Raw genomic sequence first — 13,514 nt, 5'->3', positions numbered from 1 at the left:
CGATACTGTTAAAAGGTTTCCCAGATCATTGGTGCTGGCATTAAACTATTCACTGGTATAGGGTTTTTCTTTTTATCCACGGATACTACCGGAATGGCAGCATGTTTTACCAGTCGTTTGTTCAGGGCAGGTATTGGTAAAGGTTGTCTGCAGATATTATTGCTCTCTGAAGCTGGTGCTGTTGTTACAACAACGTGTGCATTGGTACCGCCATCTGCAAAACAATTAATTCCTGCCACTGCCGGGGAACTATCCCAGGCTGCATGTTCACGGCAAAAACTAAATGGTGAAGCAGCTATATCATAATGCTGCATGGGTTGCTGACCAGATAAGAAAGGCACCATTTCACCATGATGCAGCATCAGCAGCACCTTGATCAATCCTGCCATTCCTTCTGCACTCAACGGATGACCAATATTTGGTTTGATACTCCCAAGCACACATTTTTTTCTGCTGCCATTGCGATAAACTTCTTCTATTGCTTTCAGCTCCAGCAGGTCAGTTACTGCGGAACCGGAACCATTAGTTTCTATATAACTGATTTCACCTGGTTGATAACCACTGCGTGCAAGCGCCTGTAACATCACATCTTTCTGTGCCTGCAAATTAGGACTGGCCGGACCTGCTGTACGGCCATCATTATTCACAGCTACTGATTTTATTACGCCGTAGATGCAGTCTCCCGCCACCTGTGCATCTGCCAGCCGTTTTACTACCAGCATACCTGCACCTTCTGATAATAACACACCAGCAGCACGTGCATCAAAAACATGAAACACATTTCCATGGTTTAATAAACCCCGCTGCTGAAATAATTCCGTCGCTCCTCCCGGCTGCAGCAGATTTACACCTCCCACCAGTGCTGTGGAAATTGCTCCTGTTTGCAACGCCTGAGCTGCCATATGCAAGGCCACTAACGAAGAAGAACAAGCTGTATCTATTACCACCGCAGGACCACGCAGATCAAAAAAATGACTCACATTCGCTGCCAGATAATTCTGTCCTGCTGCTACTATAGGATTACGTGCAGATAACAACGCTGCCGCCGATGGCTGATGCTGACTTCTGCCACCTATATACACACCTACCGGGTGTCCTTTTAACTCCGTATGACTATAACCCGCATGGCACAATGCACGCAGACTTTCCTCCAGTAGTATCAGTGCCTGTGGATCCATTGCAGCTACATCTGATTCCGGCAATAAAAAAAAGCCCGGATCAAATAAATCTTTATCCTTCAGCAAACCACCGAATACCGGTGAACTTTCCGCATGCCACTCCTGGCCGGAAAGGACACTCAGACTACTACGTCCTTCTGACAATAACTTCCAGTAATCATCCAGGTTATCTGCACCTGCAAACCGGCACGACATGCCAATTACGGCGATATCGTTATCATGATGATTAACCGGAGCAAACATTGTATTGGATATAACATTGACTGCTTTAACAGGTATAACCTCAACTGGTATACGATTATTTTCAACCACTGTATTTTTGAACACAGCAGACAAAGTCGTTCCATGATTTGATTCCAGCCACACAGCGAGGGACGACAAAGAAGGATATTCAAATAATAAAGAAGGATCAAGTACTTCCGGTATTTCCTTATTGATCTCGCGCAACAGCTGCGTCAATAAAATAGAGTCTACACCGTAGTCGTGGAATGGTGTGTCAGCATCCAGTTTTTCTATTGGTATTTTCAATTCTCTTCCAAACAACTTCAACAACCAATGTAATACACCTGATTGATTGTTACTCGTAGCGGTAACCGCCGGAACAGTATGGGGAGCTGTCACCTGTGGTACCAGCAGTAAACGGGCCGGATCAAATACATTGGGATCTGCTACTGCGGCCAGCAATACGCCCCTGCGACCACTTGCCAGCACCTGGTCCAGTAAACTCAGTCCTTCTTCATTCAACAGTGCATGTAACCCGGTAGTTGCATATGCCGCTCCTTTCACTTCTCCCATTCCTGTTTCTTTCCAGTTGCCCCACTGGATACTAATCAAAGGACAATGGCCCTGGTGTACAGTGCTGAGATAATCCATATAGGCATTACCCATCACGTAATCGCTTTGACCGGCGCCCAGCACAGGAAGCGCTGCAGATACGGAAGAGAATAACACAAAACAGTGCAGGGGTTTCTCTTTAAAAATATTATACAGCACATCCAGACCGTTCACTTTAGGCGACAATACGGCGGTTATATCCGTCATACGTTTACGGATAAACGCAGGGTTATGCGGGTCCGTCATGCCGGCACTGTGAATTACTCCACGCACAGGTCCCAGCCTTAATTCCGCTGCTGACAATGCCTGTGTAAATGCCATCTTATCTGTTAGCGGTACCGTCAGCACTTCTACCTGCGCTCCCAACGATTCCAGGTGTTGAATGCCCGCTATCTTTACACCGGTAATACTGTCTGTTGTGTAACTATGCCATGTATCCCTGGGTGGTAATGGCTCCCGGCCGCACAACACCAAGCGTTTTACACCATAGTGCTTTACAAAATGAACGGCACAAAGCGCACCCAGTCCGCGGGTGCCTCCGGTAATCAGCAACACCTCTTCCGGGCCAAACTGTATGCTATTGGTTGCAGGTAAAGTAATCTGTGAAAGCACAGTGCTGTAACGCTGTCCATCTTGCCGGTACATTACTTCAGGTTCCCGGCTTCCCAAACTAAATTCAGCTGCGATAAGGGATGCCAGGATAATTTCATCTATGGTCATCGCGGCATCCATATGACGCGAACGTAATTGCTTGTATTCACTTTGCAACATCCGGAACAATCCTGCTGATAAAGCACCGCTCAACTGTTGCGAATGTGCTTCCGGTGATTCCAGTCCCCGGCTTACTGCCAACAGCATCAATCCGGTACCGTTATCCTGTTCTATCAACTGCTGTAGCAGGGTTAACCAACCAAGGTCCTGTACAGATGCCGTACCGCAGCCCAACAGGTTTATACAACCGCAATAAGGTTGTTGTAAAACAGTGGGAAGCTGGCCTTCATCTGTATAAAATATATTACTCCCGGAGAAATAAGCAGCGACCAGATTTGCCAGTGACCTGGTTGACCTGTCGGACAGGATCAGTACAGCCCCGCGAGCAGGGCTCTCTGCCACTGCCGGTGCTATCTGCCATTGCTTTTCCAGAAAATAACTGCGACGTGAAGCAGCATTGGTTTCGTGTAGCCCTGACCGTGATGATATGTTAGCTGTATTTGCCTTAAACACTTCAGGAAGCCAGTAACGTTCACGATCAAAAGGATATGTTGGCAGGGCAACCGGAGGTACATTGACAAAAAAGGATTTCCAATCCAGTTCATATCCTTTCGTATATAATTCTGCCAGCACCATCAGTTTATCACTGTATGATGCTGCGTCAGTTTTGATGTTGTTGTTCAGTTCTTTAATAATAGTCTGACCTAACTGCACAAAAAGCGGCTGTATCTGTTTTGTTTTTTCATGCACATCTTCTTTGAAAAAGGCTGTAGTATGGCCTTTGGTTAACACCTCGTTTATTTTTTCTTTCAACGCCTCTTTGTTACGCACCACATAGGCTATACGTAATCCAAAATGTTGTCTGCGCAACATTAATCCGGCACTGATAGCGGAAATGCTGTTATCCTTTTCTTCATTTTCCAGCCAGTACAGCAGGTCTTTTTGTTTTTGCAACAAGGCAGTTGCTGTTTTTGCAGATAAACAAATGAGATAATAAGGCGTTGTATGATCATCTGCTTTTATAGGACTGTCTACTTCTTCCAGTACTACGTGAGCGTTTGTACCACCAGAACCAAAGCTGCTCACACCGGCTCTTCTCAACATTTGTTTTTCCGTCAGGTGCCACGGTTGATGAGTAGATATGAAATAGAAAGGTGAATCAGCGATAGAAAAACGGGTATTCTGTTCATGAAAATGCAGGGAGGCAGGCAGTTGTTTATACTGCATGCAGAGTAATACTTTCAGTAAACCGGTGATACCTGAAGCAGCTTCCAGGTGTCCGAGATTGGTTTTAACAGCGCCTAAACCGCACCAGGCAACGGGCCTTATATTTTTATTTCCAAATGCGTCTTTCAATCCGGTAATTTCTATCGGATCTCCCAGGGGCGTACCTGTTCCATGTGTTTCGATATAACTGATCGTTTCCGGCAGCACATCCGCATCACGGAAGGCGGCTGTCATCAGGGCAGCCTGCCGGGCCGGATTAGGCACGGTTACGCCACCTGCCAGTCCGCCGTGGTTTACAGCAGATCCTTTAATAACGGCGTATACATGATCCTGATCCAACAATGCTTTTTCCAAAGGCTTCAGTAACAGCAGCACCGCCCCCTCTGCCCTGACATAACCATTTGCTGCATTATCAAATGTTTTACATCTTCCGTCTTCTGCCAACATACCTGCTTTATAATAGGCAATGCTGTTTACAGGATGGCACATGATGTGGATTCCTCCCACCAGCGCCTGCTCACATTCACCGGAACGAAGAGATTTTACTGCTTCGTGAACAGCTACCAGAGAGCTGGAGCAGGCAGTATCCAACTGAATGCTGGGGCCATGCAGGTCATAGAAATAAGAAATCCGGTTAGGCAGCATAGACATGGAAGCACCTATGCCATAGTGAGCATCTGTATGCTCAGGATGTTTATCCAGCAGGCGGTTATAATCGGTACCACTTGCGCCGATAAAAACACCGGTAGCACTGCCCGCAAGGGATCTGGCCGGATAACCTGCGTCTTCCAGACACTCCCAGCTCATCTCCATCAGGATCCGCTGCTGCGGATCCATCAGCTCCGCTTCTTTTGGTGTAATCCGGAAAAAAGCGGCATCAAATGTATCTATCTCCTGCAAAAAACCACCGTTATCAATGCCTTTGTGTGTGTGTAACGGATCAATGCCTGCAGGCCATTCCCATCTATCTGCCGGTAACTTTCCAATAGCGCTCCTTCCTTCCTGTAACAGTTTCCAGAACTGTTCCTTATTATTAATATTGCCAGGCAGCCGGCATGATACCCCTATAATCGCTACTGCCTTGTTATCTGCTTCAGCGGTGAGTTGCGGAGGTTCAAATGATGGTTGCTCCTGTTGCGAAGCTGTTATTTTTTGTTGCTGTTCCTCTTTTACCGGCGCAGTCATTATCGTTTTAACTACTGCTTCATTTACCGCCAGGTAGTTGATAATTTGTGTGCCGGAACTATGTTCAAAGAAAAATGAAGGTTCCAGTCTGATTTTATATTCGTGGCTGATCTTCTCACTTAACTCCAGCAGGTCAGCAGAATCAAGTCCCATTTCCATCAGTGGCCGTTCCAAAGAAAAGCCATAATCATCAGGCTTACGCAGGATTAGCAGGATGGTATTGGTAACAAATGCTGTTACTGCGTCCTTATTTCTTGTCTGTAAAATCTTTTCATCTGCCTGTGTTTCGGTGGATATATCTTTTCTTTTACGTCTGTACACATCATAGGTAATCAAAACCCCATAACCTTTGTTGTGATGATCGCCAGGACGATACCCTGCCACCGGCTTTACAATCTCTGCTCCGTGCATGGCATGAAACCTCAGCGTAGTATCCACCAGTGTACCACGCTCATTTTCGAGGTGGATGTAGGCATTATAATCAATAACAGTATGATGCTGATAATCTTTGCAACGCGTAATACCGGCCACTGTTTCTACTCCCTGCAGTAAGCTGCATTGCTGCAACATAAATTCCAGGAGCTGGTCACCGAAATTTCCATGTTGCCATTCCGGCAAAATATTTAATCCCAGTAGCTGAATGATGGAGCCATCGTTACGGTGCAGGTCTTCAATGGTTGCGGCCACCACATTTTCCAGATCTGACAATTTTTCAATACGCTGTGAATACACTACGCCTACAATTTCGCCATTCAGTTGCAAAACCATCTGCCCTTCCGGATAATGGGCCAGCCTCTTTTCCAGGGCTGAAGCAGTAGTACAGAGATAAGCGGGCCAGCAGTCCTTTTCCAGCTTTATCAATGCGGGCAGGTCTTCCTTCCGCGCATATCTTACGATATAGTCTCTTCTTTCCAGGTAGCTGAGGGTGATACGACAGAAGGGCATCGTGCGTGGATATTTCGCAAAAAAATCGGGATGCGGAAATAATCCGACGCGGGCTGCAGCCATGATAAACGTATCTGCTTCCACCAGCAATTGTTGTGAAAACCTGTGATAGGCATCGAAATGCAGGCTTTCACACTTGTCAGTAAAATTACGGATAACGGCAGGAGCCAGACAATGAACCTCCAGCAATATGAGTCCATGATTACCTATAACAGATGACCAACGTTGCAGATGTGCTATCAGGCTTTGTAATACTTCATTTACCGGAATTTCATTTCCCTTTGCATCTGCATATACTCCGTTACCGGAAAGAGGGAAAATATCCTCCGCATTATCCGGTGGTGGAATATAAGGCCTGTCGTGATCCAGGAAAGAACGAACATGTAATATATTCTCTACATCCTCAATACCCATTTTTTTGAGATCAGCAATCATTTGTGCCGGATCTCCTATATCACCTTTCACCAGTTTGTGATCAATACTATTTAAGGTGATAGCTGTTTCAACCAGCGCTTCACTATTGAAATCTGCCCCAATCATGGTAATAGGATAGGTATCCAGTACCTTTCCCCGGAGGGTTTTGTCGCGGATGATCTCATAGATTTTTTTCAACAGGGCACCATTACCACAGCCCATATCAGCAATGTAACGGGGTTGCTTTTCAAATGGTTCCCGGTTGAATAATCTCACGATAATATCCTCCATGCCGGAGAAATACTTTTCATGCTGAAATCCGCTACCCTGCACATTTAATGTACGGTCTACATGTTGTTCACTATCCACATTATCCCGGGCAAAGACAGCTGCACAATTACCAAAAATCACTTCATCTATTTGTCGCAACATAGGTTTGTATGAAACCACGGTGGCAGTGATAAAGATCCGGTCTGCCAGGTAATGGCCCATATCAGAAATATGTACACCTGTTTCCTTTTGCAGTGCCCATCCCTTATTCAGAAAAAGTCTGATGATCTCTGCACGAACGGAAGATGCAAGGGAGGAAAACAACATCCCGTCCTTTGGTATGTCAGGCGGCAGCAGTTTTTTTTCTTTCAGGGCGAGCAATAAAGGTACTACCAGCATACCATCCAGGAATGCGCTGATAAGCGTATGGGGTGCATTCCACTGGTTTACTACACAATTAATCCATTTATCAAGACTGTATTTACCTGACGTATCGTCAATATACGCGTTGAAAGGAAAATCCATCAACTCCATAATGTCCGGAGGAATATATTGATAGGAAGCGATTTCGCGGTGAAGCCGGTAACCGTCCTGCTCATTCTTCGAAACCCAACCTATGGATTCCAGCATTTGCAGCGCAATGCGTAAATGCCCTGCATTAGCCGCTGATTTTTTAGTTAGAACTGCAAATGAAATATAAGCATCCTCTTGCAGTATAAGGAAAAGGCCCTTTTTTATGCAGCTGTCAATTACCGGAATAGCCACCAGGCCATGCGCATAATTATTCAATACCGTCAACATCGAAAGCAATCTTTTAAGCTGAAACTGTTAAAGAGAAACCCTTCATCTGCATAGTAAGATGAAGCGGCAGATTATTGCATTTAGTAATAAAATAAAGCAAGTGGATTAGTATACAGACAGCATAAGGCTCCGCCGTCTAAAGTCACAATGACTTAATTATTCAGGGTTCTAAATCAGTAAATTAAATGTGGAATTTACTCAGGCGATGATATTTACAATATTAGCAAAATAAAACTAATTTCCAAATTGCGTGTAAAAATTTCTACATCATATCTCTGTTAATTATTCAACTGAAAAATAATAGCAGTCATCCTAAGTAATATTGAAAAAATTTCAGTGCACGTGTTCCGGTTTGTATTATCTTTAAAGAACTATGCTACACAAGTAAACCCTTTTACATCCTAAAGAAAATCCTCATGTCACGTTTTTTATTTGGTAGTGTGCCGCTTTATGGTCACGTGAATCCTACTATTGGTATGGCACAGCAATTAATAAGTGACGGTCACACTGTTGCGTATGCCTGTCATCCTAAAATGAAACCAATACTCGATAAAGCAGCTATTCCTTATCGGGAAGATTTTCAATGGGGAGATGCAGTGGCCTTCTCCAATGAAACAATTGCAGCCGGTAAAAAATTATTACTGCCATGGATTCTGAAAAAGAAAATGAATACCACACCGGCAGAATGTATCATATATAAACTGGAAGACGGCGTCAGAGATTTTCTGCAGTTAATAGACACCTGGTCACCGGATGTATGCGTATTTGATACCATGTTCTATCCCGGTATACTGGCGGCAGAGATACGCGGTATTCCATATGCGATCAGTTGTCCTACACAAATATTGCTGCCGGGTACAGCAATTATTCCGCAGGAAAAAGGGCAGCCTATGAAACTGTTTAACAGAACACTGGTAAGCATCATGGTTTTTTTTCTTGGCAAAATTACCCGCGGCATCAATAAGGTAAGGAAACAATATAATCTTCCGCTGCAGGAAGCGTTCTGGAAACACAACTCTCCCGCCCTGTATATGGCTTATACAACTGAGGCGCTTGAGTACAAACGTTCCGACCTGTTACCGGAAACTTATTACATAGGCCCGTGCAGCAGCAGGAAAGTAGTAGGTGCAGATGTTGATTTTCCGTGGGATTGGCTGGATGGCCGGCCGGTTGTATTTTTCACGATGGGTACCGTATACATTAAAAGGAAAATAATCAACCAGATGATAAAAGCTGCGAGGGGAGCCTCCTGGCAACTGGTTATCACTTTAGGTAATGGACTACAATCGGAAGAATGGACAGACCTTCCCGAAAATGTGCTGATCAGAACTTATCTGCCACAATTGGCATTACTGGAAAAAGTTAATGCAGTAGTTTGTACCGGGGGATTTGGAACAGTAGGGCAAACATTGCTTGCAGGTGTACCTATTGTAATGATACCTCAGATATTGGAACACAGGATCACCGGCAGTAAGCTTGTAGATCGTAAAGCGGGTATCACTATTAGTTCCTGGCGTGTTTCTTCCAAAACATTACGTACAGCCGTAGATCAATTGCTGAATGATCCTTCCTATGACAAGCATGCAAAAGAAATTGCAGCAGACTTTGGGAAATGCAACGCATCAGTTACTGCAGCCTGTTTGTTGGAAAACCTGGCAAGCAAACGGGCACCAATGCCTCGTCCGGAACACCAGGAGCCTACCGTATACAGCAATAACGTGCAGGAAATACTGGATACTGCTTATGCATCGCAAGCAACCGTATAACCATATATCCCGGGAGATCAGGTGATTGCCCCGGGATAAAGCAATATAACCGATTTCTGACATGCCTTTTGAGTCATTTATGATCAGGCGGAAAGAGGGAGTCTTTCCGATGTATATAGCCATTTCCAATAAACAGCTGAAGGAATTATTGGAAGAAGAGAAAAACTTTCTTCATCCGGAGGAGCGTGATTATTTAAACAACTTGCCCCAGGGGACACGAGGACATAGCTTCCTGCTTGGCCGGTATACGGCAAAACTAGCCGCCTCGGCATATACAGGCGTTCCTGCTACGGAACTACTAATCAAACCTGGTGTATTTCAGCAACCGGTTTTGCAGGGAAGCAACGTCAGTAACGTTCAATTGAGTATTGCGCATAGTGGTGAATGGAGTATCGCCATTGTATTTCCTGAATCACATCCTGTGGCCGCAGATGTGGAAATTATAAAATCAGGTAATGATCTTTCCAGGTTAATTCCACTTACTTCCGGAGAAAACAAAATGCTGCATGCTTTGCCTTTTGGCCTGGACGCCTCAATGACGCTGGCCTGGACTATAAAGGAAGCTATGTCTAAAGTAATTAAAACCGGCCTTACGGCCTCTCTGGAAATATTTACCATCAGCAGCATTGAACTCCGGGACAATTACCTGGTATGCCAGTTTACCAACTTCGCCCAATACAAAGCTATAGCCTGGATTGAACACCATGCAGCCTGGTGTATAGTACTGCCCAGAAACAGTGATCCGGATATCAGCAAATTGCACATTTTGCGACAGAAAGCATTGCATGCGGAAAGTCAGCCGCATTAGCATATTTCCCCTGCAAAAGCAATATTCCCTTTTCCGCATCCAGCAAATCTTTTTTGATGCTTATCGTCTTTGCGGTGAGGCTGTCTAAAGTTAGATTAAGATGCAAAGCATCTTCTTTGGCATATGATAGTCTTCCTATTTTCTGATTCCATCGATCTGAATACCATTTTCTTTTACCAGGCCATTCTTTAGGACGAACAACTGATCTGTGTACAGACGTTACTACAACTCTGACAGGTATGGGCAAATATGCTTTCAGTAGTATAGCCAGGATAGTTTCGCTGTCTTTTCCTTCACGTAATAATCATAATGCTTTCCCAATAAGTTGTCTGTATAAGGCATGTGCCTTATACTTTTTCTGTAGCTGCTGGTATACTGCTGATGCTATCTTTGATGCAGCGCCAAAGAGTCCGGCATTTTCCATGGTTTTATGGAAAACGGGATCTTTTTTTACCCGCTTACCCGTAAGAGAACTCTTTGCCCGCAAATAATGTTTACCTGCCATTTTATAAATGCAGCAACCGGAAAAGGTACCTGTAAATGGGAAATTATCACGGAGCCTTACCATAAGATATGATTTCAGGGTAATAGATAACAATCTCTTTTCTTTATAAATTTAAAACTTTTATTAAAATTTATAAAGATAGCTGCTCCGGTGCTTTCCCAGTGTCATCATTGTGCTATCATAGGGAGTTAAAGCGTACTACATAGCTGCACATTGGTCGGTGGCTGACAGAAAATTTAAAACACCTTGGGAACTTCTTTCTCCATTCTATATAGTGAATAGATACCATACGTTCATTTATAATCCTCATTACAAAAAATAAGCAAAATTGTTTATTTTTGCTGTATGCAGGAAGATATATCCATATTAAAAGGATTGCATCCAGGAATAGTATTAGAGAGGGAGCTTAAAAAAAGGAAGCTTGCCAAGGGGTCCTTTGCTCTTTCAATTAATGAATTTCCTCAAACCCTGGGAGCTATTGCCAAAGGGAAAAGGAATATGAATACAGCGCTCGCACTAAAGATTGAGCATGCTCTTGGTATAGAAGAGGGGTATTTTATGATCTTGCAGGTATTTTACGAAATCAAAGAAGAAAAACGAAAACAATATAGCAATCAGCATCCTGATCTTTCAAAATTGAGGGCTATATTATTTTGGGATACCAAAATGGAAAAAATCGATTGGCAACAGCAGAAACGAGCAGTTATTCAACGGGTTTTTGAACGTGGAAATGATCAGGAGAAGGAGGAAGTCAATCGTTTTTATGGTAAGGCCGCAGTTAATCAGGTATTGAAAAATAAAACTCAAAAAAAGGATGCCAGCTAAATTACACTGGAATATAGTTACTCCATTGTTAAAATCAATTCTTCTTCAATTAATGCGTTGTGAATTGTTTGAACAATTCCGACTTGTAGGAGGAACTGCGCTAAGCCTTCAAATAGGCCATCGTTTATCAGTAGATATAGATTTATTTACCGATGCTGCATATGATTCAATAAATTTTAATGCAATAGATAATTATCTACGTGAGACATTCCCATATGTTACTGACCCAGGACCCGGACCGGTTGCCATAGGAAGATCTTATTTTATTGGAACCAGCGAGGAAGAAGCCATAAAACTTGATCTTTATTATACAGATCAGTTTATTCAACCGGAATTAATAGTGGAAAATATTCGAATGGATACTATAGAAGAGATTATTGCAATGAAGGTAGATGTGGTACAACGCGGAGGACGTAAAAAAGATTTTTGGGATTTACACGAAGTAATAGAAATGTATTCTCCTGAGCAAATGATAGACCTACATTATCAGCGTTATCCATATAGCCATGATGAAGCTATTATCAGGTCGAATTTTGTAGACTTCTCAACTGCTGACGATGACTTTGAACCTATCTGTATGAGGGGAAAACATTGGGAATTAATAAAACTTGAAATTATAGAACATGTAAAAGAGAATACCAGATAGATCAGGTGTTTAATGACTGAAATAAATTACTTAAAAAATGATTTCGCCTGACACGCACCATATTTAAAATGAAAAAGCGGTACAAAATCCAACATTGAATTTTATATCGCTCTTAGCGGAGAGTCAGGGATCACAATCGAACCCCTCTTTCATATTTTAGAATTTGTTAGTAGATTAAAAATAACATAGCCAGCTGTTAGCATAATAACTTAACCAGATTAAACTCGGGGGCTTTTGCCCAACCAGTAGAAAAGCAATACAAAAAAACCATTTACGGTTCTCATTGATAATATTTCTATTTATCTATCGCTACAGTTTGATGTTTAAGTTCGGCAATGCGTACTACTAAATCTGCTAAACGGTTAGAATACCCAAATTCATTATCGTACCAGCCCACAACTTTTACTAAATCGCCTACAATGGAAGTTAATAAAGCATCGAAGGTACAAGAATAAGGATTATCAATGATATCTACAGATACGATGGGGTCTTCTGTATATTTCAACACTCCTTTCATCGAAGCTTCTGCGGCTTCTTTAAACCTGGCATTAATTTCATTTACATTTTCGGGTCGTTTTTTCAGGATGCAGGTAAAATCGGTAAGCGAACCATTTAAAACTGGTACGCGTATACCCGCTCCACCCATTTTACCTTCTAAATGCGGAAATATGGTGGTTATTGCTTTTGCGGCGCCTGTAGATGTGGGTATAATGGATGCCGATGCCGCACGCGCTCTGCGAAGGTCTCTATGTGGTGCATCATGCAGGTTTTGATCTCCGGTCATAGAATGAATGGTGGTAATATAGCCGTCTACAACTCCCCAATTATCGTCTAAAACTTTTACCATCGGCGCTGCATTATTAGTAGTGCACGACGCATTAGATAACACAGATGATGTAAGATCTATTAAATGATCGTTAACCCCTAATACTACCGTAGGAATATCTTTATCCGGCGATGGCGCTGATACAATAACCTGTTTGGCACCGGCCTGCAAATGCAATCCGGCGGCGGACCTGGTAGTAAATTTACCGGTCGATTCGATTACTAAATCGATACCCATATCAGCCCAGGGCAACTTCAGCGGATCACGCTCTGCTAAGACACGAATTGGTTTCCCGTCAATAACAAGGGCATCGGCTGTGGCCTTTACTTCGCCTTTATACTGACCATGTACAGAATCGTAACAGTAAAGGTGTGCCAATGTTGGAGTATCTGCCAGATCATTTATTGCAATTACTTCGATCCCTGTTTTTTGGAGCAATATGCGTAAACATATTCTGCCAATACGCCCAAAACCATTAATTGCTATCCTCATGTTTATGTAGTTGTAACAGGTAAAGTTATTTGATAACGCCCAAATAACAAAAGGCTATCTCATAGCTTTTGCAAACATAGA

General features: G+C 43.2%; 7 protein-coding genes. 4 read left to right on the top strand and 3 right to left on the bottom strand.

What is annotated here, in order from left to right; translation table 11 throughout:
• Nucleotides 1-8: 8 nt before the first annotated feature.
• On the bottom strand, nt 9-7,565 hold the full coding sequence (locus CLV51_RS13695) for a beta-ketoacyl synthase N-terminal-like domain-containing protein (RefSeq protein ID WP_106528583.1): 7,557 nt from the start codon (nt 7,563-7,565) through the stop codon (nt 9-11).
• 416 nt (nt 7,566-7,981) lie between these two features.
• Between CLV51_RS13695 and CLV51_RS13690 the strand changes: the two genes are divergently transcribed.
• A complete protein-coding gene (locus CLV51_RS13690) occupies nt 7,982-9,331 on the top strand; it encodes a glycosyltransferase (protein WP_106528582.1) in 1,350 nt (449 codons plus the stop codon).
• Nucleotides 9,332-9,392: 61 nt separating this feature from the next.
• Nucleotides 9,393-10,139 carry a 4'-phosphopantetheinyl transferase family protein gene (locus tag CLV51_RS13685; RefSeq protein ID WP_146151283.1) on the top strand — a complete coding sequence of 249 codons (747 nt, stop codon included), beginning with the start codon at nt 9,393-9,395 and terminating at the stop codon, nt 10,137-10,139.
• A 304-nt stretch (nt 10,140-10,443) separates the two neighbouring features.
• Here the strand turns inward: CLV51_RS13685 and CLV51_RS13680 are convergent, their stop codons facing one another.
• Entirely contained in the window at nt 10,444-10,707 is a 264-nt protein-coding gene (locus tag CLV51_RS13680) for a hypothetical protein (RefSeq protein ID WP_106528580.1), read from the bottom strand.
• Between the two features lie 282 nt (nt 10,708-10,989).
• Here CLV51_RS13680 and CLV51_RS13675 point away from each other — a divergent pair, with 282 nt between their 5' ends.
• Both CLV51_RS13675 and CLV51_RS13670 read left to right on the top strand, forming a co-directional pair.
• Complete coding sequence (locus CLV51_RS13675; RefSeq protein ID WP_106528579.1) at nt 10,990-11,469, top strand: helix-turn-helix transcriptional regulator; 480 nt, start codon at nt 10,990-10,992, stop codon at nt 11,467-11,469.
• A complete protein-coding gene (locus CLV51_RS13670; RefSeq protein ID WP_106528578.1) occupies nt 11,459-12,115 on the top strand; it encodes a nucleotidyl transferase AbiEii/AbiGii toxin family protein in 657 nt (218 codons plus the stop codon). The genes CLV51_RS13675 and CLV51_RS13670 overlap by 11 nt, the downstream gene beginning before the upstream one ends.
• Before the next feature lie 295 nt (nt 12,116-12,410).
• Here CLV51_RS13670 and gap read toward each other — a convergent pair whose 3' ends face one another.
• On the bottom strand, nt 12,411-13,433 hold the full coding sequence (gene gap / locus CLV51_RS13665) for a type I glyceraldehyde-3-phosphate dehydrogenase (RefSeq protein WP_106528577.1): 1,023 nt from the start codon (nt 13,431-13,433) through the stop codon (nt 12,411-12,413).
• Between the last annotated feature and the right edge of the window lie 81 nt (nt 13,434-13,514).

Origin of the sequence: Chitinophaga niastensis (genome assembly GCF_003014755.1) — a bacterium.
Taxonomy (GTDB): domain Bacteria; phylum Bacteroidota; class Bacteroidia; order Chitinophagales; family Chitinophagaceae; genus Chitinophaga; species Chitinophaga niastensis.
Note: the sequence above shows the minus strand (reverse complement) of the source record. Positions and strands in the feature narration are given on the sequence as shown.